At 56.1% G+C, this 26,100-nt stretch carries 25 protein-coding genes, 1 other RNA gene and 1 pseudogene; 11 read left to right on the forward strand and 16 right to left on the reverse strand.

The annotated features are described in order from the left end of the window. The first annotated feature begins 66 nt into the window (after positions 1-66). The 4 genes from rplM to sspB all read left to right on the forward strand — a co-directional run bounded on the left by rplM (position 67) and on the right by sspB (position 2,384). On the forward strand, positions 67-495 hold the full coding sequence (gene rplM / locus OC597_RS09950; protein WP_012147045.1) for a 50S ribosomal protein L13: 429 nt from the start codon (positions 67-69) through the stop codon (positions 493-495). A gap of 15 nt (positions 496-510) precedes the next feature. Further along, positions 511-903, forward strand: coding sequence for a 30S ribosomal protein S9 (gene rpsI, locus OC597_RS09955; RefSeq protein WP_085119653.1), 393 nt, complete (start codon positions 511-513; stop codon positions 901-903). 336 nt (positions 904-1,239) lie between these two features. Beyond that, positions 1,240-1,881: a stringent starvation protein SspA gene (gene sspA, locus OC597_RS09960; protein ID WP_085119652.1), complete on the forward strand. Its 642-nt coding sequence runs from the start codon at positions 1,240-1,242 to the stop codon at positions 1,879-1,881. 5 nt (positions 1,882-1,886) lie between these two features. Continuing rightward, positions 1,887-2,384, forward strand: coding sequence for a ClpXP protease specificity-enhancing factor (sspB, locus tag OC597_RS09965; protein ID WP_099062111.1), 498 nt, complete (start codon positions 1,887-1,889; stop codon positions 2,382-2,384). A 67-nt stretch (positions 2,385-2,451) separates the two neighbouring features. Here sspB and OC597_RS09970 read toward each other — a convergent pair whose 3' ends face one another. The 3 genes and pseudogenes from OC597_RS09970 to gltB form a co-directional block, all read right to left on the reverse strand. After that, positions 2,452-2,931 (reverse strand): hypothetical protein, encoded by a 480-nt coding sequence (locus tag OC597_RS09970; protein ID WP_261257774.1) that lies wholly within the window; start codon positions 2,929-2,931, stop codon positions 2,452-2,454. Between the two features lie 181 nt (positions 2,932-3,112). After that, positions 3,113-4,531, reverse strand: a complete 1,419-nt coding sequence (locus tag OC597_RS09975) for a glutamate synthase small subunit (protein ID WP_085119156.1) — start codon at positions 4,529-4,531, stop codon at positions 3,113-3,115. Positions 4,532-4,541: 10 nt separating this feature from the next. After that, positions 4,542-9,006: pseudogene (gene gltB, locus OC597_RS09980) on the reverse strand (glutamate synthase large subunit). Between the two features lie 692 nt (positions 9,007-9,698). Here gltB and mnmL point away from each other — a divergent pair. The 4 genes from mnmL to mtgA all read left to right on the forward strand — a co-directional run bounded on the left by mnmL (position 9,699) and on the right by mtgA (position 14,688). Then, positions 9,699-10,637 (forward strand): tRNA modification radical SAM protein MnmL/YtqA, encoded by a 939-nt coding sequence (mnmL, locus tag OC597_RS09985; RefSeq protein ID WP_261258011.1) that lies wholly within the window; start codon positions 9,699-9,701, stop codon positions 10,635-10,637. 92 nt (positions 10,638-10,729) lie between these two features. Beyond that, positions 10,730-13,069, forward strand: a complete 2,340-nt coding sequence (gene arcB / locus OC597_RS09990; protein ID WP_262208553.1) for an aerobic respiration two-component sensor histidine kinase ArcB — start codon at positions 10,730-10,732, stop codon at positions 13,067-13,069. Positions 13,070-13,306: 237 nt separating this feature from the next. Beyond that, on the forward strand, positions 13,307-13,960 hold the full coding sequence (gene elbB / locus OC597_RS09995) for an isoprenoid biosynthesis glyoxalase ElbB (protein ID WP_261257768.1): 654 nt from the start codon (positions 13,307-13,309) through the stop codon (positions 13,958-13,960). Next, positions 13,957-14,688: a monofunctional biosynthetic peptidoglycan transglycosylase gene (gene mtgA / locus OC597_RS10000; RefSeq protein ID WP_262208556.1), complete on the forward strand. Its 732-nt coding sequence runs from the start codon at positions 13,957-13,959 to the stop codon at positions 14,686-14,688. Before elbB ends, mtgA begins: the two co-directional genes overlap by 4 nt. Before the next feature lie 45 nt (positions 14,689-14,733). On the opposite strand, the gene dolP is transcribed toward mtgA, so the two are convergent. Genes dolP through OC597_RS10020 form a run of 4 tightly spaced genes read right to left on the reverse strand, consistent with a single transcriptional unit; the run spans position 14,734 to position 18,341 of the window. Then, positions 14,734-15,309 carry a division/outer membrane stress-associated lipid-binding lipoprotein gene (gene dolP, locus OC597_RS10005; RefSeq protein WP_099062118.1) on the reverse strand — a complete coding sequence of 192 codons (576 nt, stop codon included), beginning with the start codon at positions 15,307-15,309 and terminating at the stop codon, positions 14,734-14,736. 9 nt (positions 15,310-15,318) lie between these two features. Beyond that, a complete protein-coding gene (diaA, locus tag OC597_RS10010) occupies positions 15,319-15,909 on the reverse strand; it encodes a DnaA initiator-associating protein DiaA (protein WP_004948462.1) in 591 nt (196 codons plus the stop codon). Positions 15,910-15,960: 51 nt separating this feature from the next. Beyond that, positions 15,961-16,314: a YraN family protein gene (locus tag OC597_RS10015; protein WP_262208558.1), complete on the reverse strand. Its 354-nt coding sequence runs from the start codon at positions 16,312-16,314 to the stop codon at positions 15,961-15,963. Continuing rightward, the gene (locus OC597_RS10020) at positions 16,311-18,341 is read right to left on the reverse strand and encodes a penicillin-binding protein activator (RefSeq protein WP_261425070.1); all 2,031 of its coding nucleotides are present in this window, start codon (positions 18,339-18,341) and stop codon (positions 16,311-16,313) included. Before OC597_RS10020 ends, OC597_RS10015 begins: the two co-directional genes overlap by 4 nt. Before the next feature lie 62 nt (positions 18,342-18,403). Between OC597_RS10020 and rsmI the strand changes: the two genes are divergently transcribed. Further along, positions 18,404-19,267, forward strand: a complete 864-nt coding sequence (rsmI, locus tag OC597_RS10025; RefSeq protein WP_085119140.1) for a 16S rRNA (cytidine(1402)-2'-O)-methyltransferase — start codon at positions 18,404-18,406, stop codon at positions 19,265-19,267. Positions 19,268-19,308: 41 nt separating this feature from the next. Next, positions 19,309-19,687: RNase P RNA component class A (gene rnpB / locus OC597_RS10030), an RNA gene on the forward strand. A gap of 58 nt (positions 19,688-19,745) precedes the next feature. On the opposite strand, the gene OC597_RS10035 is transcribed toward rnpB, so the two are convergent. After that, a complete protein-coding gene (locus OC597_RS10035; protein WP_261425071.1) occupies positions 19,746-20,447 on the reverse strand; it encodes a pirin family protein in 702 nt (233 codons plus the stop codon). Positions 20,448-20,554: 107 nt separating this feature from the next. Here OC597_RS10035 and OC597_RS10040 point away from each other — a divergent pair, with 107 nt between their 5' ends. Beyond that, positions 20,555-21,460, forward strand: a complete 906-nt coding sequence (locus OC597_RS10040; RefSeq protein WP_085119136.1) for a LysR family transcriptional regulator — start codon at positions 20,555-20,557, stop codon at positions 21,458-21,460. Between the two features lie 35 nt (positions 21,461-21,495). On the opposite strand, the gene OC597_RS10045 is transcribed toward OC597_RS10040, so the two are convergent. The 8 genes from OC597_RS10045 to OC597_RS10080 form a co-directional block, all read right to left on the reverse strand. Further along, entirely contained in the window at positions 21,496-22,482 is a 987-nt protein-coding gene (locus OC597_RS10045; protein ID WP_261425072.1) for a glutathione S-transferase family protein, read from the reverse strand. 73 nt (positions 22,483-22,555) lie between these two features. Next, positions 22,556-22,951 carry a DoxX family protein gene (locus OC597_RS10050; RefSeq protein WP_099062123.1) on the reverse strand — a complete coding sequence of 132 codons (396 nt, stop codon included), beginning with the start codon at positions 22,949-22,951 and terminating at the stop codon, positions 22,556-22,558. A 295-nt stretch (positions 22,952-23,246) separates the two neighbouring features. Then, the gene (locus OC597_RS10055) at positions 23,247-23,534 is read right to left on the reverse strand and encodes a YqjK-like family protein (protein ID WP_261425073.1); all 288 of its coding nucleotides are present in this window, start codon (positions 23,532-23,534) and stop codon (positions 23,247-23,249) included. Continuing rightward, positions 23,531-23,932, reverse strand: coding sequence for a phage holin family protein (locus OC597_RS10060; RefSeq protein WP_099062125.1), 402 nt, complete (start codon positions 23,930-23,932; stop codon positions 23,531-23,533). The genes OC597_RS10055 and OC597_RS10060 overlap by 4 nt, the downstream gene beginning before the upstream one ends. A 2-nt stretch (positions 23,933-23,934) precedes the next feature. After that, positions 23,935-24,240: an ElaB/YgaM/YqjD family protein gene (locus tag OC597_RS10065; protein WP_004948431.1), complete on the reverse strand. Its 306-nt coding sequence runs from the start codon at positions 24,238-24,240 to the stop codon at positions 23,935-23,937. Between the two features lie 164 nt (positions 24,241-24,404). Beyond that, a complete protein-coding gene (locus OC597_RS10070) occupies positions 24,405-24,776 on the reverse strand; it encodes a DUF1090 domain-containing protein (RefSeq protein WP_261257751.1) in 372 nt (123 codons plus the stop codon). Between the two features lie 222 nt (positions 24,777-24,998). Beyond that, positions 24,999-25,370: an EnvZ/OmpR regulon moderator MzrA gene (gene mzrA / locus OC597_RS10075; RefSeq protein ID WP_261257749.1), complete on the reverse strand. Its 372-nt coding sequence runs from the start codon at positions 25,368-25,370 to the stop codon at positions 24,999-25,001. Beyond that, the gene (locus OC597_RS10080) at positions 25,370-26,044 is read right to left on the reverse strand and encodes a DedA family protein (protein WP_261257748.1); all 675 of its coding nucleotides are present in this window, start codon (positions 26,042-26,044) and stop codon (positions 25,370-25,372) included. Before OC597_RS10080 ends, mzrA begins: the two co-directional genes overlap by 1 nt. Positions 26,045-26,100 lie beyond the last annotated feature (56 nt).

The raw sequence follows: 26,100 nt of genomic DNA on the forward strand, positions 1-26,100 counted from the left end.
GCCTCAACTGTTTTCGAGCGTTTGGGTGTTCACCAACGTGTAACTAATTATTGGGTAAGCTTTCTAATGAAAACTTTTACAGCTAAACCAGAGAGCGTAAAACGCGACTGGTACGTTGTTGATGCAGATGGTAAAACTTTAGGCCGTCTCGCTACTGAACTGGCTCGTCGTCTGCGCGGCAAGCATAAAGCGGAATACACCCCGCACGTTGATACCGGTGACTACATCATCGTTCTGAACGCAGAAAAAGTTGCTGTAACCGGCAACAAGCGTACAGACAAAGTGTATTACCGTCACACCGGCTACGTCGGTGGTATCAAGCAAGCGACCTTTGAAGAGATGATTGCCCGCAATCCAGAGCGTGTGATTGAAATCGCGGTTAAAGGCATGCTGCCAAAGGGTCCGTTGGGTCGTGCAATGTTCCGTAAACTGAAAGTTTACGCGGGCACCGAGCACACTCACGCGGCACAGCAACCGCAAGTTCTTGACATCTAATCGGGATTATAGGCAATGGCTGAAAATCAATACTACGGCACTGGTCGCCGCAAAAGCTCCGCCGCTCGCGTTTTCATCAAGCCGGGCAGTGGTAACATCGTAATTAACCAACGTACCCTGGAACAGTACTTCGGTCGCGAAACTGCCCGCATGGTAGTTCGTCAACCGTTGGAACTGACCGATATGGTTGGTAAATTTGACCTGTACATCACCGTTAAAGGTGGTGGTATCTCTGGTCAGGCTGGCGCTATCCGTCACGGTATCACCCGTGCACTGATGGAGTACGACGAGACTCTGCGCGGTGAATTGCGTAAAGCTGGCTTCGTTACTCGTGACGCCCGTAAGGTTGAACGTAAGAAAGTCGGCCTGCGTAAAGCACGTCGTCGTCCGCAGTTCTCCAAGCGTTAATTTTTTACTGCCTCGGCAGTGGAATTTACGCCAAAAACCCGGTGCTTCACCGGGTTTTTTTATGCCTGAAAATCAACTTGTCGCTACTAAAATCTTTGGTATATCAGACAATTCAATACGAAATCACCGTACAGCCCCCACAAAACAAGCAAAATCTGGTAAACTATCATCCACTTTTGCGCCTGTTCGCCATGCAGCAGTTATCAGTCTACCTCCGAGGCCGTTTTTATGACCTAAGGTTTTGCTGCGAGTTGCTGGCCTGCGGTCAAGATCATTCAGGATAGCAGCCTGTCAGTTGGCTATTCGCAGTATTTTCTAGATAACTTGGAGGTTTTCATGGCTGTCGCTGCCAACAAACGTTCGGTAATGACGCTGTTCTCTGGCCCGACCGACATTTTTAGCCATCAAGTACGTATCGTACTGGCGGAGAAAGGTGTCAGCGTTGAGATTGAGCAGGTTGAGTTGGATAACCTGCCGCAGGATCTGATTGACCTCAACCCGTACCAGACGGTGCCTACCCTGGTCGATCGCGAACTGACCCTGTATGAATCCCGCATCATCATGGAATACCTCGATGAGCGCTTCCCGCACCCACCATTGATGCCGGTCTACCCGGTTGCTCGTGGTGAGAGCCGCTTGATGATGCTGCGTATCGAGAAAAACTGGTATTCGCTGATGTACAAAATCGAGCAGAGCAACGGTCAGGAAGCTGAGTCAGCTCGCCGTCAACTGCGCGAAGAGCTGCTGGCGATTGCCCCTATCTTTGGTCAGACCCCGTACTTCATGAGCGAAGAGTTCAGCCTGGTGGATTGCTACCTGGCGCCGCTGCTGTGGCGTTTGCCGCAGTTGGGCATTGAACTGAGCGGTGCCGGTTCCAAAGAGCTGAAAGGCTACATGACTCGCGTGTTCGAGCGTGACGCCTTCCTGGCCTCCCTGACCGAACCCGAGCGCGAAATGCGCCTGCAGACTCGGGGCTAAGCGTTATGGATATGTCTCAGATGACTCCGCGCCGCCCGTACCTGCTGCGTGCGTTTTATGACTGGTTGCTGGACAATCAGTTAACGCCGCACCTGGTGGTGGATGTTACGCGTCCTGACGTGCAGGTGCCGATGGAATTCGCCCGTGATGGTCAGATCGTTCTGAACATCGCGCCGCGTGCAGTAGGCAACCTGGAATTGGGCAACGACGAAGTGCATTTCAACGCGCGTTTCGGTGGTGTGCCACGTGAGGTCCTGGTGCCAATGGCCGCGGTGCTGGCGATTTATGCCCGTGAAAACGGCGCAGGTACCATGTTCGAACCGGAAGCCGCTTATGAAGCGGAAGGCACGTTTGAAGGTTTGGACAATGAGACGATCCCTTCGGAAAGCCTGATGTCGGTGATTGATGGTGATCGCCCTGATCTGGATGAAGGCAACGATCCGGACGATGAGCCACCGCCGCCGCCACGTGGTGGTCGCCCGGCGCTACGCGTGGTGAAATAACCCCGCAGTGGTGAACACGAAAGGTCGCTTTGGCGACCTTTTTTATTGCCTGCGATCCAGGAGATTATCAGCTCTTCAATGCAGCAATACAGGCGTCACGTGGAGCGCTGAGGTCACCTATACGCACGGTAGTGAGGGCATGAGCAGCTCGCTGCTTAAACGAGGTGATAGCGGTGTCGCCCTGCACTTCAGGTGGTGCGGTGCAGATATCGTTGATTGGCAAATTATTGCCTTTGTCGAGCGCATGCAGCACGGCGGCGGGGTTGTAAGCCAATGCAAAGGACAGCGCAGACTTTATGCCGGCGGTGAAGGCAGTGTTGCCGCCATTGGCCAGTTTGGGGGCTAGCGCAATCCAGCTGTCGTCGCCCAGCTTGATGCTGTTTTCTACCGTGGTGAGCTGACCCGCTTTAGCCAACTGAGCGACCACCGGTGCCGCACCGTGCGCCTCAATGTTATAACCCACTTCTTGAGGGTCCAGCGACGAAGCCAGTGAACTGAAGCTGATAACCAGCAGAGCGCCGGTCAATAAGGGAATGGAGAATTTCATGGTTAGCTATCCTTATCAAGATTTCAGGCGCAACCGCGCCTCTGAGTGATGCTAACTGAATACTATAGCGGGTCAGGTGCCGGGCTGTGGGGGAGGTTGTTACAAAGCGTGTGGGCAGCATGGAAAAAACAAAGGGCCCGGCAGAGTTAACCGCGGGCCCTTTGGTGAAAGCTGGGAAAGATTAAACTTCCAGATAGCTCATGATGCCATCGGCCGCTTTACGGCCTTCGGCAATCGCCGTCACCACCAGATCCGAACCGCGCACCGCATCGCCACCGGCGAAGATTTTCGGGTTGCTGGTCTGGAAGGCATTATCGGTGCTTTCCGGCGCCACAATGCGGCCCTGTTTATCGAGCTCAACGTCGTGAGCGGCCAACCAGTCCATCTTATGCGGGCGGAAACCAAAGGCCAGGACCACGGCATCGGCATCGATGATGTGCTCGGAGCCCGGTACCTGTTCAGCCGTTTGACGGCCATTGGCATCCGGTGCACCCAACTGGGTACGAACCATTTTCACGCCGGCTACGCGACCGGCGCTGTTCAGTTCAATGCTCAGCGGCTGCAGGTTGAATTTGAAATCCACCCCTTCCTCACGCGCGTTTTTCACTTCGCGTTTGGAGCCTGGCATGTTGGCTTCATCACGACGGTAGGCACAGATAACGTCGGTTGCCCCCTGACGGACGGAGGTGCGCACGCAGTCCATCGCGGTGTCACCACCGCCCAGCACCACCACGCGTTTGCCTTCCATGCTGATATACGGCTCGTGCTGCTCGGCTTGATAGCCCATCAGTTGCTTGGTGTTGGCGATCAGGAACGGCAGTGCGTCATAGACGCCCGGCGCTTCTTCATTCTCCAGGCCACCGCGCATGGACTGATAGGTACCGACCCCGAGGAACACTGCGTCATACTCACTCAGCAGCGTCTCCATGGTGATGTCTTTGCCCACTTCGGTATTGAGTTGGAACTCAATGCCCATCTCGCTAAAGATGCCACGGCGTTTCACCATCACTTCTTTTTCCAGCTTGAAGGCCGGGATACCGAAGGTCAGCAGGCCGCCGATCTCCGGATGACGATCGTAAACCACCGCTTTCACGCCGTTGCGAGTCAGCACGTCGGCACAGGCCAGACCGGCAGGGCCGGCACCGATCACCGCCACGCGTTTGCCGGTAGGCAGCACGTGGGACATGTCCGGTTTCCAGCCCATCTCAATCGCTTTATCGCTGATATAGCGCTCGATGTTACCGATAGTCACCGCACCGAACTCATCGTTCAGGGTGCAGGAGCCTTCACACAGGCGATCCTGTGGGCAAACGCGGCCACACACTTCCGGCAGGCTGTTGGTCTGGTGCGCCAGGTCCGCAGCTTCCATGATGCGACCTTCGTTCGCCAGCTTCAGCCAGTTCGGGATGTAGTTGTGAACCGGGCATTTCCATTCGCAATACGGGTTACCGCAGGACAGACAGCGGTCCGCCTGCGACTTCGCCTGAGTTTCCGAAAACGGCTCGTAAATCTCTACAAACTCAATTTTACGGATCTTGAGCGGTTTCTTTGGCGGATCAACGCGCTGCAGGTCGATAAATTGATAAACATTCTGACTCATGAATGACCTCTTACTGCGCCTGAACCCGCAGCTCGGCTGCGGAACGACTACGGTGACCCAACAATGCTTTGACATCACTGGACTTCGGCTTGACCAGAGCGAACTTCGGCGCCCATTCCGGCCAGTTAGCCAGAATCTCTTCCGCACGCGAAGAACCGGTCGCCTGAACGTGCTCGGTAATCAAGCCACGCAGGTGCTCTTCATGAATCGCCAGTTGTTCGACATCCAACACTTCCACCAGCTCTGGGTTCACACGTTTACGGAACTCGCCGTCTTCATCCAGCACGTAGGCGAAGCCGCCGGTCATGCCCGCACCAAAGTTGATGCCGGTTTTCCCCAGCACGCAGACGATGCCGCCGGTCATGTATTCACAACCGTTGTCACCGATGCCTTCGACTACGGTGATGGCACCGGAGTTACGCACGGCGAAACGCTCACCGGCACGGCCTGCGGCGAACAGCTTGCCGCCGGTAGCGCCGTACAAACAGGTGTTACCGATGATGCTGGCTTCGTGGCTACGGAACGCAGATCCAATCGGTGGGCGTACGGCGATACGGCCACCGGCCATGCCTTTACCGACGTAGTCGTTGGCGTCACCGGTCAGGGTCAGTTCAACCCCGCCCGCATTCCAGACGCCGAAGCTCTGGCCTGCAGTACCGGAGAAGTACGCCTTGATCGGGTCGGCTGCCATGCCCTGATCGCCATGCACGGTAGCGATAGCACCGGACAGGGTCGCGCCCACTGAGCGGTCGGTATTGCGGATATCGAAGTAGAAAGCCTTACTGTGTTTGGCTTCGATATGCGGTTCCGCCTGCGCCAGCAGATCTTTGTTCATCAACCCCTGGTCGAACGGTGGGTTGCTGCTTTCGGTGCAGTACAGCGCCTTGCCTGGGTGCGGCGTAGCGGTTTGCAGCAACGGCGACAGATCCAGCTTGTTCTGCTTGGCAGAAATGCCGTCCAGTTCGGTCAGGAACTCGGTGCGACCAATCAGATCGACCAGTTGACTGACACCCAGTTGCGCCATGATTTCGCGGGTTTCACGCGCGATAAACTGGAAGTAGTTAACCACACGTTCCGGCAGGCCGTGATAGTGATCGCGGCGCAGTTTTTCGTCCTGAGTTGCCACGCCGGTTGCGCAGTTATTCAGGTGACAGATACGCAGATATTTACAACCCAGTGCCACCATAGGGCCGGTACCGAAGCCAAAGCTTTCCGCACCGAGGATCGCCGCTTTGACGATATCCACGCCGGTTTTCAGGCCACCGTCCACCTGCAGGCGGATTTTATGGCGCAGGCCGTTAGCCACCAGTGCCTGCTGGGTTTCCACCAGGCCCAGTTCCCACGGACAGCCGGCATATTTCACCGAAGACAGCGGACTGGCACCGGTACCGCCGTCGTAGCCGGCGATAGTGATCAGGTCGGCATAGGCTTTCGCCACGCCGGTAGCGATGGTGCCGACGCCCGGTTCGGAAACCAGCTTCACCGAAATCATCGCCTTCGGATTGACCTGCTTCAGGTCGAAGATCAACTGTGCCAGATCTTCGATCGAGTAGATGTCATGGTGTGGCGGTGGGGATATCAGGGTCACGCCCGGTACCGAGTAACGCAGCTTGGCGATATAAGGGGTCACTTTATCGCCAGGCAACTGACCGCCTTCACCCGGCTTGGCCCCTTGAGCCACTTTAATCTGGATCACATCGGCATTCACCAGGTAGGCCGGGGTCACGCCGAAACGGCCGGACGCCACCTGCTTGATGCGTGACACCTTGTTGGTGCCGTAGCGCGCAGGATCTTCGCCGCCTTCACCGGAGTTGGAGAAGCCGCCGAGGCTGTTCATGGCAATTGCCAGCGATTCATGCGCTTCCGGGCTCAGTGCACCGATAGACATGGCTGCGGTATCGAAACGTTTGAACAGCGATTCGGCCGGTTCAACCTGATCAACTGGGATTGGCGTGCCCTTCGGCGTAATGGCCAACAGGTCGCGCAGCATTGCCACCGGACGTTCATTCACCAGTTTGGCGTAAGTCTGATAGTCGCTGTATTTGCCGCTGTGAACCGCGGTTTGCAGCGTGCTCACCACGTCAGGGTTGTACGCATGGTACTCGCCGTCATGGACAAACTTCAGCAGGCCACCCTGTTCCAGCGGTTTGCGTTTCAGCCACGCGCGCTTGGACAGGTTCTGCAGATCCTGTTGGATATCGCTGAAGCTGGCGCCGCCGATGCGGCTGACCACGCCCTGGAAACACAAATCGGACAGATCGCGATGCAGACCGACGGCCTCGAACAGTTTAGCGCAGCGGTAAGAGGCAATCGTCGAGATGCCCATTTTGGACATGATCTTGTACAGGCCTTTGTTGATGCCGTTACGGTAGTTCAGCATCACTTCACGGTATTTCTTGTCGATCGCTTGGGTATCTACCAGTTTGGCCAGGGTTTCGTAGGCCAGGTACGGGTAGACCGCCGTCGCGCCGAAGCCCAGCAGCACGGCGAAATGGTGCGGATCGCGGGCGCTGGCGGTTTCAACGATAATGTTGGCGTCGCAACGCAGGTTCTTATCTACCAGACGGGTCTGGATCGCGCCTACGGCCATCGGTGCAGGCACCGGCAGGCGGCTAGTGGAGATAGCGCGGTCGGACAGCACCAACAGCACGGCACCGTCGCGGACTTTGCGTTCTGCTTCGTCGCACAGGGAGCGAACGGTCTGCTCCAGATCTTGCTCGGCCGGATCAAAGGTCAGATCGAGCGTATCGGCGCGATAATATTCGCCTTCCAGCGTGGTGAGCTGTTTGAAGTCGGAATACAGCAGGATCGGCGATTTGAAGCTTAAACGGTGCGCCTGGCCTTCCGCCTCGCAGAACACGTTCATTTCGCGGCCGATGCTGGTCGCCAGTGACATCACATGCGCTTCACGCAGCGGGTCGATCGGTGGGTTGGTCACCTGGGCGAACTGCTGACGGAAATAGTCATAAATGATGCGCGGACGGCTGGAGAGCACGGCGAACGGGGTATCGTCACCCATTGAGCCGGTGGCTTCCTGACCAATCTCACCCAGCACGCGGATCACCTGATCCAGTTCTTCGCTGCTGTAGCCGAACTGTTTCTGGTAAGTCTCGAGCTGTGAATCGTCAAGTTCGCGGCTACCGACCTGATCGGCCGGCAGGTCCTCGAATGGCACCAGGCGCTTGACGTTCTTTTCCATCCACTCTTTGTACGGGTGGCGGCTTTTCAGATCGTTGTCGGTTTCGGCGGAGTGCAGGATCCTGCCACTGCGGGTGTCGATCACCATCAGCTCGCCAGGGCCCACTCGGCCTTTCTCTACCACTTCATCGGGCTGGTAATCCCAGATCCCGACTTCCGAGGCGCAGGTAATCAGCTTGTCTTTGGTGATGACGTAGCGCGCCGGACGCAGACCGTTACGATCCAGGTTACAGGCGGCGTAGCGGCCATCGGACATCACGATGCCGGCAGGGCCGTCCCACGGCTCCATGTGCATCGAGTTGAAGTCGAAGAAGGCGCGCAGATCGGTGTCCATGTCCGGGTTGTTCTGCCAGGCCGGCGGCACCAGCAGGCGCATGGCGCGGATCAGATCCATCCCACCCGCCAGCAACAGTTCCAACATGTTATCCAGCGAGCTGGAGTCGGAGCCGGTTTCATTAACGAACGGCGCGGCATTCTGCAGATCCGGGATCAGCGGCGTCTGGAATTTATAAGTACGGGCTCGTGCCCACTGGCGGTCGGTTGCCGGTGATGGTGTTGATCTCGCCGTTGTGCGCCAGATAGCGGAACGGCTGTGCCAGCGGCCAGCGCGGCACGGTGTTGGTGGAAAAACGCTGATGGAACAGGCAGATGGCCGATTCCAGGCGCAGGTCCGCCAGATCAAGATAGAAACGCGGCAGATCCGCAGGCATGCATAAGCCTTTATAGATCGTCACCAGGTTGGAGAAACTGCAGACATAGAAGCTGTCGTCCTGGACGCGCTTCTCGATACGGCGACGCGCGATAAACAGGCGGCGTTCCATATCGCGTGGACGCCAGCCAGCCGGGGCGTTAACGAAGATTTGTTCAATGCGTGGCAGAGAAGAGAGGGCGATCTCACCCAATACGTCCGGGTTGGTCGGCACTTCACGCCAGCCGACCACAGACAGCGTTTCATTCTGCAGCTCTTCTTCGACAATGCGGCGGCTGGCACGGGCTTCCTCTTCGTTCTGGCTGAGGAACATCATGCCAACGGCGTAGTTCTTGGCTAAACGCCAGCTGCGTTCTTCCGCCACCATGCGGAAAAAGCGGTCGGGTTTTTGTAATAACAGGCCGCAACCGTCGCCAGTCTTGCCGTCAGCAAGGATTGCGCCACGGTGCTGCATACGGGCCAGTGCGTGAATAGCAGTACGCACCACCTTATGGCTAGGTTCGCCTTCTATGTGGGCGATCAGGCCGAAACCACAGTTGTCCCGCTCTTGGGATTTATCGTACAACATATCAGTGAACCTCCCCAGGCTCTGCGTGACTCTCACAACCTTTTCACGAGGGGGCTTCCCTTCAGGCAGAAGTCCAATCAGCAAGGTTAATAGCGCCGATCTGCTTTTCCGCCCTCCGTTAATGGCCTCTCGTGACGGTTCTCACAAGTGGTAAATGACTTGTTTTAAGAGGGAGTCTTAAATTACTGCATAAATATGACGAGACGTTTGCCCGTCCAGAAAGCTTCCAGCGGACTTCCAACTTAGCGAGAAAGAATACGCAGGTCAACTATAGGCCTAAGGGGGTTTCTTATGGGATTTATTGCGGTCAATAGATTGATATTTAATATGTTATAGCAAGTTTTGAGCTTGCGCAGGGGAGCGCTGAACCCCGGAGAAATGTGAGCTGTCTCACTATAGTGCAATGCCTGAATCTCTGCACCATGCTAGTGCGGGTGTGAATGTCAGAGTTTTGTTCTAATAAGTTAATATTTTTCGTTGTTTATAACTATTTTTCATCGCTTTGTCATATTGACGGGAACGGTTGCGTGAGAATAAGAAAAATTCATCTCGACCCGAGTGATTTTATTTGCATTTATAATGAATAGTTATGCCTAGTGAAGCCTTGCGGGGAAAGCGTTGATCTCTGTCATCGCGGGAAAAGCCGTTTCTTATTAGCATCACGGGCTTTGAGCACAGAGATCTCCAAGATTATGCAGTTGCCGCAATTAGTCAATATGTTTGGCGCCGATCTCCAGCGCCGCTACGGTGAAAAAATCCATAAACTCACGCTGCACGGCGGTTTCAGTTGTCCGAACCGCGATGGCACTCTGGGGCGCGGTGGTTGTACCTTCTGCAATGTGGCCTCTTTCGCCGATGAACAGATGCAGCAGCAAAGTATCGCCGAACAGTTGGCGTTGCAGGCGGTCAGGGTCAACCGGGCTAAGCGCTATCTGGCCTATTTTCAGGCCTACACCAGTACTTATGCAGAAGTAAGCCTGCTGGCACAGATGTATCAGCAGGCGTTGGCGCAGGCCGAAATGGTCGGCATCTGCGTTGGGACTCGCCCGGACTGCGTACCGCCCGCCGCGCTTGATCTGCTGGCGGGCTACCTTGAACAGGGGTATGAGGTGTGGCTGGAGCTGGGGCTACAGACGGCGCACGATAAAACACTGAAACGCATCAATCGCGGCCATGATTTCTCCTGTTATCAGCGCACCACCCGGCTGGCACGTGAACGTGGGTTGAAGGTGTGCAGCCACCTGATTGTCGGGCTGCCGGGGGAAACGGCTGCCGACCATCTGGCGACCCTGCAACAGGTGGTGGACAGCGGTGTCGATGGCATCAAGCTGCACCCGCTGCATATCGTGACCGGCAGCACCCTGGCGCGGGCCTGGCAGGCCGGGCGACTGCCCGAACTGTCGCTCGAACACTATGCCGCCAGCGCCGGTGAGATGATCCGCCATACGCCGAAAGAGGTGATATATCACCGTATCTCCGCCAGCGCGCGCCGACCGACGCTATTGGCACCATTATGGTGCGAAAACCGCTGGAACGGTATGCAGGCGGTGGGGGGCTACCTGCAACAGCATGGCGGTCAGGGCAGCGCATTGGCAGAAAAGCAGCAATATCGTCCTTGTACACTGTTTTGATTTGCAATCTTTCCCACACTTCGGCGTTTGCTTTCTTATCTCATCGGGGTTTTACGGTATGATTTACAAGATTCTGTCTGATGGGAGCGGCTATGAAGCAAATCCGGGTGTTAGCCCAGTACTACGTTGATTTAATGGTAAAACTGGGGCTGGTACGCTTTTCGCTGCTGCTGGCATCGGCACTGGTGGTGCTGGCAATGGTGGTGCAAATGGCGGTCACCATGCTGTTGCGCGGAGAGGTAGAAAGCATCGACGTGGTGCGTTCAATCTTCTTCGGCCTGCTGATTACGCCATGGGCGGTCTACTTTCTGTCGGTGGTGGTCGAACAGCTTGAAGAGTCACGCCAGCGCCTGACGCGGCTGGTGGATAAGCTGGAAGAGATGCGCCATCGCGACCTGGAGCTTAACCAACAGCTTAAGGACAACATCAGCCAACTGAATCAGGAAATTGCCGACCGTATCAAGGCGGAAGAAGAGCGTCAGCAGGTGATGGACAAGCTGACGGGAGAGATGGAGCAGCGTGAGCTGGCGCAGATCGAACTGGGCCAGCAGTCGGCGCTGTTGCGTTCCTTCCTCGATGCTTCGCCGGATCTGGTCTATTACCGCAACGAAGACAAAGAGTTCTCCGGCTGTAACCGGGCGATGGAGCTGCTGACCGGCAAAAGCGAAAAGCAGCTGATCGGCCTGACGCCATTTGACGTCTACGGTCAGGACATTGCCGAGAAGGTGATCGAAACCGACGAGAAAGTGTTCCGTCACAACGTCTCACTGACCTACGAGCAGTGGCTGGTTTATCCGGATGGTCGCAAGGCCTGTTTCGAGCTGCGCAAGGTGCCGTTTTACGACCGCGTGGGTAAACGCCACGGTCTGATGGGCTTTGGCCGCGATATAACCGAGCGTAAGCGCTATCAGGACGCGCTGGAGAACGCCAGCAGGGACAAGACCACCTTCATCTCAACGATCAGCCACGAGCTTCGTACGCCGCTTAACGGCATCGTCGGCCTGAGCCGTATTCTGCTCGATACCGAATTAAACGACGAACAGCTGAAATACCTCAAAACCATCCATGTCAGCGCCATCACGCTGGGTAATATCTTCAACGACATTATCGAGATGGATAAGCTCGAGCGCCGTAAAGTGCAGCTCGACAACCAACCTGTAGACTTCACCGGCTTCCTGGCCGATCTGGAAAATCTCTCCGGCCTGTTGGTACAGCCGAAAGGGCTGCAGTTTGTGATGGAGCCGCAACAACCGCTGCCGCAACAAATCATTGCCGACGGCACCCGCCTGCGACAGATCCTGTGGAACCTGATCGGCAACGCGGTGAAGTTTACCCCGCAAGGGCGAATTGTGGTGCGCGTACGGCGCGAAGAGCAGGATCGGCTGGTGTTTGAAGTAGAAGACTCCGGTATGGGCATTCCGCAGGATGAACAGGACAAAATCTTCGCCATGTATTATCAGGTGAAGGATCAGCACGGCGGCCGTCCGGCGACCGGTACGGGCATTGGGCTGGCGGTTTCCAAACGTCTGGCGCAGAGCATGGGCGGCGATATCACCGTCAGCAGCACACAGGGGCACGGTTCTTGCTTTACCTTATCCATCAAGGCACCGGCGGTACAGGAAGCGGAAAGTGAGACCGCAGTCGAAGAGGCGCTGCCATTGCCGGCGCTGCATATTCTGCTGGTGGAAGACATTGAGCTGAACGTGATTGTGGCGCGTTCGGTTCTGGAGAAACTGGGTAACAGCGTTGAAGTGGCGATGAACGGCCAGGATGCGCTGGCGATGTTCGATCCGGACGAGTTCGATCTGGTGCTGCTGGACATCCAGTTGCCGGACATGACCGGGCTGGATATCGCCCGGATACTGCGTGAGCGCTATGCCGGGCAGGCGCTGCCGCCGTTGGTTGCGCTGACCGCCAACGTGCTGAAAGACAAAAAAGAGTACCTCGACGCGGGAATGGACGATGTGCTGAGCAAGCCGTTGTCGGTACCGGCGCTGACCAAGGTGATAAAACATTACTGGGATCATCAACCCTCTCACACCACAAAGAAAACGGAGCAAAAGACGATGAAGATTAATGAGTCTTTACTGGATACCACCATGCTGGAACAGTACATGGACCTGGTGGGGCCGCAGTTGATTCATCAGAGCCTGGAGATGTTTGAGCAGATGATGCCGGGTTATCTGGCGGTGCTGGAGTCCAATATGACGGCGCGCGACCAGAAGGGCATCACCGAAGAGGGGCATAAAATCAAAGGTGCCGCCGGCTCGGTTGGCCTGCGTCATTTGCAACAGATTGCACAGCAAATTCAAACCCCGACGCTGCCGGCATGGTGGGATAACGTGCAGGATTGGGTTGATGAGTTGAAGCTGGAGTGGCGCAACGATGTGCAAGTACTGCGTGAGTGGGTAGCGGAAGCTGAAAAAAAATGACCCCGACCTAGGCCGGGGTGCGCGAATATTGCGCCAACACCAGGGAAATTGTGAACCTGCGTATTGGTTTTAATGTTCTGGTCGAGCAGGTTGTAGAGAATTCCTAAACATCATACAGCCAACAACATAGCAAATGTAAGCGCTCTTGTTAGAAGATTCATTAAAATGTGTGATGTAGATTAGTGTTTGTCAACTCAGAGCACTAACCAGTTGACAGTATCGACAGGAGGAGGGGTGATGAAAAACGTGGGTGTAGTGCTGAGCGGCTGCGGGGTTTATGACGGTACGGAGATCCATGAGGCCGTCCTGACGCTGCTGGCGTTGGACCGGGCGGGGGCACAGGCGGTGTGCTTTGCCCCTGATAAACCTCAACTTCATGTTATTAATCACTTATCCGGTGATGAAATGCCAGAAATTCGCAATGTTTTAGTGGAGTCTGCGCGCATTGCCAGGGGGAAAGTCCAACCGCTTTCACAGGCCGACGCCAGCCAACTGGATGCCCTGATCGTCCCCGGTGGCTTTGGCGCGGCAAAGAATCTCAGCAGTTTCGCCAGTGAAGGGGCAGAATGCTGGATTGATAAGGATTTGGCTAAGTTAACTCAGCAAATGCATAAGGCAAATAAACCAATCGGTTTCATGTGCATTGCCCCCGCGTTGCTACCGAAGCTGTTGGATCAACAAGTGCGGCTGACCATTGGCAACGATCCCGACCTGGGGGAAGTAATTGATGCCATGGGCGGTGAGCCGGTGATTTGCCCGGTTGATGACATCGTGGTGGATGTAGATAACAAAGTGGTGACCACGCCGGCTTATATGCTGGCGAAATCGATCGGTGAGGCGGCCAGCGGAATTGATAAGCTGGTTTCACGGGTGCTGGATTTGACTGAATGAGAAAATCTGCGGGCAAATCGGTTTTCTCCCGGCCCTGGTTTTGGCTGAAACGCGGATTAATTACGCTGGTCGGCGTGTGGCTACTGGGGATCGCCACCTTTGCTTTTCTGCCCGTGCCTTTTTCTGCGGTGATGGTTGAACGGCAGCTTGGTGCCTGGCTGAGTGGCGATTTTGGCTATGTGGCACATTCCGACTGGGTGTCGATGGAGGATATTTCCCCGCAGATGGCGTTGGCGGTGATGGCTGCGGAGGATCAGAAATTCCCGGAGCACTGGGGTTTTGACGTAGCGGCGATCGAAAAGGCGCTTAGCCACAATGAACGTCGGCCTACGCGCATCCGTGGTGCTTCTACGCTGTCTCAGCAAACGGCGAAGAACCTGTTCCTGTGGGATGGCCGCAGTTGGCTGCGCAAAGGGTTGGAGGCCGGGCTGACATCGGGGATTGAGCTGGTGTGGACCAAGCGACGTATCCTGACGGTATACCTGAATATCGTCGAGTTCGGCGACGGTGTTTTCGGCGTGGAGGAAGCGTCACAGCGCTTTTTCAACAAACCGGCCAAGCGTCTGACCGCGTCAGAGGCCGCATTACTGGCCGCGGTATTACCTAACCCACACCGCTTCAAGGCCAATGCGCCTTCCGGTTACGTGGTGCAACGGCAACAGTGGATCATGCGCCAAATGCGTCAGTTGGGTGGGGAAGGTTTTCTGAAAGAAAATAATCTGGATTGAGTGAGCCGTCACCCTCTCCCGCAGGAGAGGGCATCGGACCACTGGTTATTTCACGTAGGTAAAGGCGGTGGTGACGTGTTTCACGCCGCCCACCTGGCTGGCTGTCTGTGCCGCAGATTGTGCTTCCTGTTGCGTGACCAGACCCAGCAGGAACACTTCACCATTTTCGGTGGTGACTTTCACATTGGATGACTTCACGGCATCGCTGGTGAGCAACTGCGAACGGACCTTGGTGGTGATCCAGGTGTCGGAAGACGCGGTGCTCAGACTGACCGGCGTCCCCTGACGGACCTCGTTATACACTTCGGTCGTGCCTTCAACACCCATCGCGATCTGTTTGGCGCGGGCGGCCAAATCGGTATTTGGTGCCTGACCGGTCAGCAGCACTTTACCCTGATAGGCGGTCGCAACCACCCGGGCATCTTTCTTCAATTGCTGGTCTTTACTCAGGGCGTTTTCAACCCGGGCTTCCAGTGTGCCATCGTCTACCTGAGTGCCCACGCTACGTGGGTCAGTGGCAGTTTTGGTGGCAACGGCAGCGCTGCCAACGACAACGCCTGCAATACAGCCTTGTAACAGCAGGGCGCTGGACAGCACTGCAAATGTGGCTTTCAGCTTCATCTCAGTTCCTTATTCGTCCTGGTGGGGAAACAACGTACTATCTATCAGATCGCATAGGCAATTTACGGTAAGCATATGCATTTCCTGAATGCGTGCACTGCGGTGTGATGGGATTCGGATCTCGACATCCTGTTGACCAAGCAAACCGGCCAATTCACCGCCGTCGTAACCGGTCAACGCGACAATCGTCATGTCGCGCGTTACCGCGGCTTCGACTGCTTTCACAATATCACGGCTGTTGCCGCGGGTGGAAATTGCCAGCAACACGTCGCCGGCATGGCCGAGCGCGCGCACCTGTTTGGCGTAGACTTCGTCGTGCAGCCGATCGTTGGTGATCGCCGTCAGCACCACGTTATCGGCATTTAGCGCAATGGCCGGCAAGCTTGGGCGCTCGGTTTCAAAGCGGTTGATCATGCTGGCGGCGAAATGCTGCGCGTTGGCTGCCGAGGTGCCGTTGCCGCAGCACAGAATTTTATTACCGTTAAGTAAGGATTGAACCAGCGTCATCGCGGCACGCGAGATGGCGTCGGGCAAGGCCTCCGCCGCCGCAATCTGGGTTTGGATGCTTTCGGTAAAACAGGCTTTAATTCTATCCAGCACGTTGTATTAATCCACTAAGTCAAAGGGCCGGTCTGCACCGGTAAACCACGATTAATCCGCATTGAAGGCGTTGGGTATCCATTCTAACTGGCTACCTGTGATGGCCAAAACATCAAAACGGCAAGACGATGTGTCAAAACTGGCTCCGCGTCCCGCCAGCCAAACGGCGGCGGCATGCAGCAACTTCTGCTGCTTGCGATAAGTGACGCTGGCCGCCGCACCGCCAAAAGCGTCACTGCGGCGGTAGCGGACTTCAACGAACACCCAGGTTTGACCATCGCGCATGATGAGATCAAGCTCACCACCGCGCAGCGCCACATTGGCAGCGCAGAAGGTGAGCTCGGCGCGTTCCAGATAGTGGCGGGCCTGTAACTCATAGCCCGCCCCTATGGCGCGTTGACTCAAGAGACCGGAACGATCATGCCCTGACGGTATTGCAGCCAAGGCAGCTTTCTGTTGATCACACAGCCCGGTGCGGCGGTGAGCACACCGGTGGTGCCGGAGACCTGGAAGCCGGGCAACTGGCGCATTTCAGCAAAGTGGTTGGACAATGTCCAGGCATCCATCCCCATGGCGTACAGACGCACCAGCGAATAATCGTTGCGGAACTGGCTGCTGGCCTGCTGTAACAACTGCGGGTTAGCGCCAGCCAACAGCGGAATATCACTGAACTGCAGGCCTTCCATTTCCAGGCGGAAGTCCGGACCGGCACCGGCCTGGTAGCTGCGTGAGCTGGCGTACATTGCTGGCTTGCTGCGTGAGTTGGTGGCCATGTCGATCATTGGTTTGATCAGCGTCAACTGGGACTGGGTGGCGACGATATACACCGAGTCTACGCTGCCACCGCTGGCGGCAGGCGTATCGCTTGGCGGTGCCGGAATGGTCAGCCCGGCAATGGTCACGGCCTGCGGCGCCGGTGCGGCGGAGATTGGCGTACCGGACATGCGAATACCACCGCTGTTGACCATCTGACGCAGTTCACTGGCGGAGCCGATGTTCTGCTGCAGCACGGTCTGACCGCCGAGTTTCTGCCATTCCTGGTTAAAGGCTTTGGCAACGCGATCGCCGAAGGCACCGCGTGGGATCAGCAACAGCGGTTGCCGTTTCTGCTGTTCCCAAATGTGGCGGGCGGCATCACGCGCTTCGTCTTCCGGTGAAAGCGCGAAGTAACAGATGTTTGGGTTATCTTTCGGCGTTTCCGGTTGATTGAGCGCCAACACGTTCAGCGTGGTAGTGCTGCCAGCGAGTTGATCGACGTTTTCTTTCAGCAGCGGGCCGACCACCAGGGTTGCACCATCCTGCTGAGCCTGCGTCAGCAACGCGGCCAGCGGTTGGCTGGAGGTATCATACACTTTAATCTGTGCGTTGGCGGCCTGCGGCGGGGTAATCGGCGCAGTGGAAGGTGCAGCAGGCTGGGCGGCCGTTACCGGGGCAGCCTCTGGCGCCGAGGTGCTGACGGCACCATTGGCATTTTGGTCTGCTGACGCTGGAGCTGCGGCTTGCACCGGCGCGCTGCCAGGCTGTGATTGCTGTTGTTGCATCGGTGTCGAAGGGGTCACGCCGTTCTTCGCTGCTTCAAAGCCTTTTTGGATCGCGTCGGCAAACACTTTTGCCTGGCCGTTCAGCGGCAGCAGCAGTGCGATTTTTGAAGTGGAAGCCTGGGTGAAGTTCAGCACCTGGTTCAACTGGGTTGGTAATGTTTTCGCCGCCGGGTTCTTCGGATAGCGGTTCTGCCAGTCTTTAATCCCGGCCTTCAGCAGATCGGGATCCTGCTTGTTGTCCTGATAGACCCGCAGCAGATCCAGCCAGCCCTGCAACACATTTTCATTGGCGTTGATCACCAGGCTGTTCATGTCCTGCGGCGTCAGTTGCAGCAGCGACTGCCAGGTTTGATCCAGGTTGGTTTGATGTGCCTTGCCGGTCAGTAACGGCTCTTGCGCAATGTAAGCGCGGATCAGCGGCAGCGAAGGTTTGCCCTGATTGGCGGCAATCTGCGCCTGGTAGAAGCGCACCAACTGGTTGGCCGACAGTGAGCCGGTATCCAGATGGCCCAACGTACTGCGAGCGCTGACGTAGCTTTTGTTCGCCACCTGCAGTTCTGCAGTCAGCAACTGGCTTTCCACCTGCTGCACGCTGCTGAGGTTTTTCGGTAATTGGTTCAGTTGTTCACTGGCCTGCGGCAGTTTCCCTTCACGTAACAACGCGCGAATAGCAAGTAATTGCCAGTCAGCCTTGTTATCATTGCTGCTTTGCTGCAGCTGCTGCAGATAGTAATCGGAACTGGCGCTCGCTTCGTCCTGTATATTGGCAGGCGGCGTCTGCGGGGCCTGACTTGGACAGCCTGCAAGGAAAAGGGCTGCTGCGATCACTGCGGTAAGTCGGACAGGCTTTGAACGCCCTGCTTTGGTACGAACGAATGTTGAGGAAAGCATACTGTATCCAGTGATGTTTTTTTCAAGATGCTCAATATTAAATCGGCAACCCGGATGAAACAATGAATCAACACCAACAATCAGTCATTTCTGCATCAACGCTGTATGTGGTGCCCACCCCAATCGGCAATTTAGGGGATATTACCCACCGTGCGTTAGAGGTACTGAAAAGCGTTGATCTGATTGCGGCCGAAGACACGCGCCATACCGGGTTGCTGTTGCAACACTTTGCGATTAGCGCGCGGTTGTTTGCGCTGCATGACCATAACGAACAACAAAAGGCCGATCAACTGCTGGCTAAACTGCAGGAAGGCCAGAGCATTGCACTGGTTTCCGACGCCGGTACGCCTTTGATCAACGATCCCGGTTATCACCTGGTGCGCCGCTGCCGCGAAGCCGGCATCCGCGTGGTGCCGCTACCCGGCGCCTGTGCCGCTACCACGGCGCTCTGTGCCGCCGGTCTGGCTTCTGACCGCTTCTGCTACGAAGGGTTCCTGCCGGCGAAAACCAAGGGCCGTAAGGATACGCTGATGGCGCTGGCAGAGGAACCGCGTACGTTGATTTTCTACGAATCAACCCACCGTTTGCTGGAAAGTTTGCAGGACATGGTCACCGTGTGGGGGCCGCAACGTTATGTGGTGCTGGCGCGTGAGCTGACCAAAACCTGGGAATCGATCACCGGCGCGCCAGTCGGTGAACTGCTGGCCTGGGTGCAGGAAGATGAAGTGCGTCGTCGCGGCGAGATGGTGTTGATCGTTGAAGGCCATAAGGCGCAGGACGATGCATTGCCGCTGGAGGCGCTGCGGACCCTGGCGTTGCTGCAAAAAGAGCTGCCGTTGAAAAAGGCGGCGGCACTGGCGGCGGAGATCCACGGCGTGAAGAAAAATGCGTTGTATAAATACGCGTTAGAGCAACAAGAACAGTAAAGCGGTTGACCTGCCGTGAGCGCAACGCTACTATCCGCGCCGGAGTTGACCAGACAGTCGCCGCTTCATTGCCGTCCCTTTCGGGGGAGACAGATGGAGGGGAGGAAAGTCCGGGCTCCATAGGGCAGGGTGCCAGGTAACGCCTGGGAGGCGCAAGCCTACGACTAGTGCAACAGAGAGCAAACCGCCGATGGCCCGCGCAAGCGGGATCAGGTAAGGGTGAAAGGGTGCGGTAAGAGCGCACCGCGCGACTGGCAACAGTTCGTGGCACGGTAAACTCCACCCGGAGCAAGGCCAAATAGGGGTTCACATGGTACGGCCCGTACTGAACCCGGGTAGGCTGCTTGAGCCAGTGAGCGATTGCTGGCCTAGAGGAATGACTGTCCACGACAGAACCCGGCTTACCGGTCAACTCCCTCTATAAAGAAAACCCCGCGTAACGCAAGTTACGCGGGGTTTTTTCCTTTCTGGATCCGACTCACACCGGCAGGTCGATCAGCAGTGCGCGCAGCGGGGTTTCAGCGCGGACAGTCAGGCGGTTTTCCTCGTGGATAAACGCCCCATCGCCGCAGGTCAGGTGTTGGCTGTCGTTGCGATCGCCATGGGCATCAATGGTGCCGTGGATCGACTGCAGGTAAGCGCGGGGTCCGTTCAGCGCCAGCGTCTGCTGTTCACCCGGCTGTAAATCCAGATGGTGGATCCACACCTGTTGACGCAGTTGCAGGCTGCCCTGCGTACCGTCAGGGGAAGCCAACAGCGTCAGGCCGGCCTGTGGCAGCATCAGGCGCTGTACTCGCTCGTTGCTGCGCTCCGGGCAGGCATCCAGCCACAGTTGCAGACGGGTCAGCGGCGTATCACTGCTGATGTTCTGCTCGCTGTAGCTCAGTCCCGGCTGGGTAGCCATAAGTAAGGCTTCACCGGCCTTGGCGCTCACCGTGTTACCTTCGCTGTCGCGGTATTCCGCTTTTCCCTGCAGGATTAAATTCAGGATATCCACGCTGGGATAGGTGCGTGGCTGGAACGACGCGCCTGGTGCCAGCACCTCCTGATTTAACACCCGCAGTGAGGCGTAGCCCATCAGCTTGGGATCGAAATAGTGTCCAAAAGAAAAGGTGTAGCGAGCCTGCAGCCAACCAAAGTCAGCTTGCCCGCATTGTTGTGCTGTTCTGCATGTAATCATGGCAATTGGCTCTCTAAATTCATTATCTAGATGGTAAGCATCTGGACGCCGGATTGTTAGCCAGTTAATCTGGTCGGCATATTCAAATTTCCTGACAGAGAGATTCGATGGCCAGAGATCGGGCGTTAACGCTTGAAGCGTTAAGGGTTATGGATGCGATCGACCGACGTGGTAGCTTCGCTGCGGCAGCCGATGAGCTGGGGCGTGTGCCTTCGGCACTCAGCTACACCATGCAAAAATTGGAAGAAGAATTGGACGTGGTGCTGTTCGACCGCTCCGGCCACCGGACCAAGTTCACCAACGTGGGGCGTATGTTGCTGGAGCGTGGGCGGGTACTGCTGGAAGCGGCAGACAAGCTGACCACCGATGCTGAAGCGCTGGCACGCGGCTGGGAAACGCACCTGACTATCGTCAGCGAGGCACTGTCACCCCCGAGCAAACTGTTCCCGCTGGTCGATAAGCTGGCGCTGAAGGCCAATACCCAGGTATCGATCTTCACCGAGGTGTTGGCCGGTGCCTGGGAAAGGCTGGAGCAGGGACGTGCCGATATTGTTATCGCCCCGGACATGCATTTCCGCGCGTCATCCGAAATTAACACCCGCAAGCTGTACAAGGTGATGAGCGTGTATGTGGCCGCGCCGAACCACCCCATCCATCTGGAGCCGGAGCCTCTGTCCGAAGTGACCCGGGTGAAGTATCGCGGTATTGCGGTCGCGGATACCGCACGTGAGCGCCCGGTGTTAACCGTACAATTGTTGGATAAACAGCAGCGTCTGACGGTCAGCACCATTGAGGACAAGCGCCTGGCTTTGCTGGCTGGGCTGGGCGTGGCGACCATGCCTTACCCGATGGTCGAGAAAGACATCGAAGAAGGGCGTTTACGCGTGGTGGGGCCGGAATACAGCCGCGAAGTCGATATCATCATGGCCTGGCGGCGTGACAGCATGGGGGAGGCGAAAGCCTGGTTCCTGCGCGAAATCCCACGGCTATTTGCCCAACTTGAACGGCAGTAAATACCCCCTCCGCCGCTAAGCAAAAGGGGGAACGGTTAGCCGAAACGCCGGTCGCGGCCGTGCGGTTCGTCCAGATCCTGCGCCGGCCCGATGGAAATAATGCCGTGCGGATTGATGGTGGCGTGGCTGCGGTAGTAGTGATTACGGATGTGCGGCAGGCTGACCGTTTCGGCAATGCCCGGCATTTGGTAGATGTCACGCAGGAAGCCGTACAGGTTGAGATAATCGCTGATACGGTGTTTATCGCATTTAAAGTGGGTGACATACACCGGATCGAAGCGTATCAGCGTGGTCCACAGGCGCAGGTCGGCCTCAGTCAGGCGATCGCCGGTCAGGTAACGCTGTTGCCCCAGGATCTGCTCCAGTCGCGCCAGTGCGTCAAATACCCCGTTTACCGCTTCGTCATAAGCCTCCTGGCTGGTGGCAAAACCGGCTTTATAGACGCCATTATTCACCTGGTCGTAAATCCAGCCGTTCAGTTCATCAATTTTTTCGCGCAGCTCGGTGGGGTAATAGTCACCGGCGCGGGCGCCAACACCATCAAATGCGCTGTTGAACATGCGGATGATATCGGCAGATTCATTGCTGACGATGGTCTGTTGCTGTTTGTCCCACAGTACCGGCACAGTTACACGGCCGGTGTAGTGTGGGTCGGCGCGCAGGTAAAGCTGATAGAGAAAGTCTGAGTGGTACAGGCTGTCGCCGGTGGCTTCAGGGAAATCGCTGCCGAAGGTCCAGCCATTTTCCAGCATCAGCGGATGCACCACGGAAACCGGAATGAGTGACTCCAGCCCTTTCAATTTGCGCATCAGCAGGGTGCGATGTGCCCAGGGGCAGGCAAGTGAAACGTAAAGGTGATAACGATCTTTCTCCGCTTTAAAACCTCCGACTCCGTGTTCGCCCGGTTGACCGTCTGGGGTCACCCAATTGCGAAACTGAGAGGTTGAACGTTTGAAACGGCCTCCGGTGGATGAGGTGTCATACCAGATGTCTTGCCAAACGCCATCGACGAGTTGTCCCATGGGAGTCTCCTTCGTGTCCGAGTGAAAAAGCAAAAGGGCCCGACATGCGGGCCCCAGAGTCGGTATTAAAATCTTACCACTTTTTGTTCAGAATACGGTCGATGCTGAAACCGCCTGGGCCTGCAACGGCCAGTACGATGAAGCCGCCGGCGATGGTCAGGTTCTTCATGAACATCAGCTGGTTTACGCCTTCCGCAAAGTTAGTATGGAACAGTAATGCGGTCAGGATGGTAAAACCAGCGGTGAACAGTGCCACGGTACGGGTCAGGAAACCGAACAGAATTGCCAGACCGCCACCAAATTCCAGCAGGATGGTCAGTGGCAGCAAGAAGCCAGGTACGCCCATCGATTGCATGTACTGTTGGGTTCCGGCATACGCATCACCCATTTTGCCGTAGCCTGCCACGATAAACAGGATTGGCATCAGAATACGAGCAACCAGCAAACCTGTATCTTCTAATTTTTTCATCATCAACTCCAAAGTGATTTTTGTTTGCCAGTCTTGGCGTTTGTCATGTTAGTGGGTGGTATGCCGGGTCTCTGACCCTGTCCTGCCCGTTCCGTATTGATGGAGTGAATGTTAATCGGGATGCGTACGCTTTGTTAGCAAGTAAAACTGTCGTATTTTTTCAAAAAAACTGAATCTTTAGCCTGCTAACAAATCGAGGGGAATCAGAAAGTTGCCCGGCCTTTGCCGACAGAAACGCAAAGTTTCTGTGAAAAGGCGGGCAAAATATCGGAAGTATTGATGGAATTTCGAAGGGTTACTTGTTGGAAAAGGTTTTCTGAATCAAGCGGATAGTACCAAATGCACCAAAAGCACGGCGTGACCAGCGAATCAACTTGCTGGGATGGCGGACGCCATATAACGCCATGACGCTGGAGCCCACCACCAGGTATTTACGCAGGCCGAAAATGGTTTGCCAACCGCGATCGATGCGCTCGGTCTTTTCCAGCCACAGGGTTTTGTTCTCGGCAAGATCCAGCCTTTGCTGCTGGATCTTGTTAATGAGCTTCTCTTTTCTCCATTCCAGATAGCGGCGGCGATTCATTTTTCACCTTCCAACTCGGAACGATCGATTTCCAACTGCTTGCGCGTGGCGCCCAGCAGCGTGGAGCGGCGGGCCTTGACCAGAGTCCAGATAGCGCCAACCACGGCCAGGAACAACAGCACTCCGGTAGTCGCGCCTAACGCCATCAGACGGTAGATAGGGTCGATAGCCCAAAAAATCAGGATCAGCAGGCTCATCAGGCCAAATGCGGTGAACAACAGGGTCATGCCGGCCATAATCAGCAATTGGATGAGGTTGGCTTTCTCCTCTTCCAGCTCGACCACGGCCAACCGAACCCGGGTTTCCACCATACCGACCAGAATGGTGATGATACGCTGGGCGACATCCAGGACCCCTTTAGCGGGGCCCTGTGCGCGAACTTGCGGCTGTTCTGCCATAATTAGCGGCGCGCTAGCAGAACGCCCAGCACTACGCCGACCGCAGCGCCGATACCGATACCGGTCCACGGATTATCACGAACGTAATCATCCGCCTGGCCGGCGATCTGTTTGGTCTGGGAGGCAATCTTGTCCCCGGCATCGCTCAGTCGCACGCGGGTATCTTTCAACGCGCTTTCGGCTTTGGAGCGCAGCTTTTCCAGTTCAGCTTTTGGCTTATCGGTGGAAGAGTTCAACACTTCTTCCAGCGTATCGGCTAAGGATTTAAGTTCAGCGCGTAAGTTTTCTGCATTTGAATCATGTGCCATGTGATTATTCCTTAACGTTAACTTCGACAGACTTTCAACATAGCGGATTTTTTCGCCGGAGCAAAGGGCGGATGGGTAGCTGATATCACTAAGCATCCATTTTATAGGTAATAAAAATCCCGTGTGGCGTGGCTCTCAGCGATAAATCCGCTGGTGTAAAAAAATTATTCCGCCTGGGCCTGTTTCAGCTCGGCTTGAGCTTCGGCCAGCTTTTTCTGCTTCTTGGCCACTTTCTCCAGGTTACCGGTCTGCTGGGCTTCTTTCAGCTCCTGCTGGCGCTCGGTGACCTTACTTTGTTTTTCATCGATTTTTTTCTGGCGATCGGCCTGCAGGCTGGCTGGCGTGCAATGGGTTTGCACTTCGCTCAATGCCTTTTTCAGCCCGGCCACACGCTGAGTATTGCCGTGCTGGGTGGCGTAATCGATCTGCTTTTGAATTTCTTGTGCCTTGGTCACACAGCCGTTTTCTGCTGCGAACGACAGAGCGGGTAAGGCGAGCAATGGGAGGGCCAGTAAAATAGCTTGGCGTAATTTCATACTATCAGTTCCTTATTAATGGGATGCATTGGCACGCATCCTCTGTTCCTGACTGCCAACAGGGGCAGTGCGACAGGAGTCTTACGCGGCTGACTGACGCTAACTTTCAGCATAGTCATGGATCGCGTTGACCCCCAAAGAATCCGCCTAAGTTCGGTAGTGATTGATGATTAATTGAACAGATAGGCCAGATGAAAGGAAAACCCTTCATTTGAAGGGGTATTATCCCAGATTGAGTGGGGCACGTGCAAACTCACGTACCCAATGGGTAGGTACAGGGGATTCGCTCAGGGCGATGATGTAGCCCGGCGGCAAAATGTTTTGCAGCGCTTCGCGCGCCAGCAACTGTTGTTCCGGCGAGTCCAGCCGGATCACCAGACCATCGCCTTCCGGGGTGATGCTTTTAATGCGAATACCGCGTTGATCCAGTCGCTGATAGACATAAAAGCCGTCGGGGAGCGAAAGGCCTTGCTGGCCAGCGCGGATGCGCAGTTCGCTTTCGGTACGCACCATGCAGGGCACCAGCAGCGTGGCGAGCGCCAGCAAAGCTAGCGCAATCAGCAACAGGTACTGCCAGCGTGGGCGCTTGGTCATCACGCCCCTTTCCCCTGACTGTCAGAGCGTTTCTTGCGCCACAGTACGATCAACGAACCCACCAGCCCGACAACCAACAGCACCAGCGGCAGCAGCATCAGGCAGAACATCAGTTGGTCTTCATATTTGCGGAACACCGGCGTTTTGCCCAGGGCAAAGCCCAGCGAGGTCAGGATCACCACCCACAGCAGACCGCTCATCCAGTTAAAGAACTGGAAGCGTGCATTGCTCAGGCCGGAAAGGCCGGCAATGGTTGGCAGCAGGGTGCGGACAAATGCCAGGAAACGGCCAACCAGCAGGGCGGAAAGCCCGTGGCGGTGGAACAACTGATGGGCACGTTGATGATAATGGGCCGGCAGATGGGATAGCCAGCCCTGCACGGTTCGGGTGTTGCCGAGCCACTTGCCCTGTATGTAACTGACCCAGCATCCCAGACTGGCGGCGACGGTCAGGATAAAAATGGTAAGTGGGAAATTCATGGTGCCTTTGGCGATCAGTACGCCAACCAGGATCAGCAGGCTGTCACCCGGCAGAAACGCCGCCGGCAACAGGCCATTTTCCAGGAACAGGATTAAAAACAACAGGCCGTAGAGAGTCCAGACCAGCGAAGGGTTCGCCAGGGTCTCAAAATCCTGCTGCCATAAGGCATGTAACAGTTCTTTAATGATGTCCATCCGGTGTTCCTAAAACGTCATTGTTTGTTTTTGTCTCAGCGGCGGATCGGGAGTGG

The organism is Serratia proteamaculans, assembly GCF_946227095.1.
In the GTDB taxonomy this organism is placed as follows: domain Bacteria; phylum Pseudomonadota; class Gammaproteobacteria; order Enterobacterales; family Enterobacteriaceae; genus Serratia; species Serratia proteamaculans_E.

Excerpts from the sequence above, each read along its gene's own strand:
- arcB (WP_262208553.1), top strand. The coding sequence starts at position 10,730 with ATGAAGCAAATCCGGGTGTTAGCCCAGTACTACGTTGATTTAATGGTA.
- mzrA (WP_261257749.1), bottom strand. The coding sequence starts at position 25,370 with ATGACCAAGCGCCCACGCTGGCAGTACCTGTTGCTGATTGCGCTAGCT.
- rsmI (WP_085119140.1), top strand. The coding sequence starts at position 18,404 with ATGAATCAACACCAACAATCAGTCATTTCTGCATCAACGCTGTATGTG.
- OC597_RS10040 (WP_085119136.1), top strand. The coding sequence starts at position 20,555 with ATGGCCAGAGATCGGGCGTTAACGCTTGAAGCGTTAAGGGTTATGGAT.
- OC597_RS09970 (WP_261257774.1), bottom strand. The coding sequence starts at position 2,931 with ATGAAATTCTCCATTCCCTTATTGACCGGCGCTCTGCTGGTTATCAGC.
- OC597_RS10070 (WP_261257751.1), bottom strand. The coding sequence starts at position 24,776 with ATGAAATTACGCCAAGCTATTTTACTGGCCCTCCCATTGCTCGCCTTA.
- sspB (WP_099062111.1), top strand. The coding sequence starts at position 1,887 with ATGGATATGTCTCAGATGACTCCGCGCCGCCCGTACCTGCTGCGTGCG.
- OC597_RS10055 (WP_261425073.1), bottom strand. The coding sequence starts at position 23,534 with ATGAATCGCCGCCGCTATCTGGAATGGAGAAAAGAGAAGCTCATTAAC.
- mtgA (WP_262208556.1), top strand. The coding sequence starts at position 13,957 with ATGAGAAAATCTGCGGGCAAATCGGTTTTCTCCCGGCCCTGGTTTTGG.
- elbB (WP_261257768.1), top strand. The coding sequence starts at position 13,307 with ATGAAAAACGTGGGTGTAGTGCTGAGCGGCTGCGGGGTTTATGACGGT.
- rpsI (WP_085119653.1), top strand. The coding sequence starts at position 511 with ATGGCTGAAAATCAATACTACGGCACTGGTCGCCGCAAAAGCTCCGCC.
- OC597_RS10020 (WP_261425070.1), bottom strand. The coding sequence starts at position 18,341 with ATGCTTTCCTCAACATTCGTTCGTACCAAAGCAGGGCGTTCAAAGCCT.
- sspA (WP_085119652.1), top strand. The coding sequence starts at position 1,240 with ATGGCTGTCGCTGCCAACAAACGTTCGGTAATGACGCTGTTCTCTGGC.
- mnmL (WP_261258011.1), top strand. The coding sequence starts at position 9,699 with ATGCAGTTGCCGCAATTAGTCAATATGTTTGGCGCCGATCTCCAGCGC.
- OC597_RS09975 (WP_085119156.1), bottom strand. The coding sequence starts at position 4,531 with ATGAGTCAGAATGTTTATCAATTTATCGACCTGCAGCGCGTTGATCCG.
- OC597_RS10060 (WP_099062125.1), bottom strand. The coding sequence starts at position 23,932 with ATGGCAGAACAGCCGCAAGTTCGCGCACAGGGCCCCGCTAAAGGGGTC.
- OC597_RS10035 (WP_261425071.1), bottom strand. The coding sequence starts at position 20,447 with ATGATTACATGCAGAACAGCACAACAATGCGGGCAAGCTGACTTTGGT.
- OC597_RS10080 (WP_261257748.1), bottom strand. The coding sequence starts at position 26,044 with ATGGACATCATTAAAGAACTGTTACATGCCTTATGGCAGCAGGATTTT.
- dolP (WP_099062118.1), bottom strand. The coding sequence starts at position 15,309 with ATGAAGCTGAAAGCCACATTTGCAGTGCTGTCCAGCGCCCTGCTGTTA.
- OC597_RS10050 (WP_099062123.1), bottom strand. The coding sequence starts at position 22,951 with ATGAAAAAATTAGAAGATACAGGTTTGCTGGTTGCTCGTATTCTGATG.
- OC597_RS10065 (WP_004948431.1), bottom strand. The coding sequence starts at position 24,240 with ATGGCACATGATTCAAATGCAGAAAACTTACGCGCTGAACTTAAATCC.
- rplM (WP_012147045.1), top strand. The coding sequence starts at position 67 with ATGAAAACTTTTACAGCTAAACCAGAGAGCGTAAAACGCGACTGGTAC.
- OC597_RS10045 (WP_261425072.1), bottom strand. The coding sequence starts at position 22,482 with ATGGGACAACTCGTCGATGGCGTTTGGCAAGACATCTGGTATGACACC.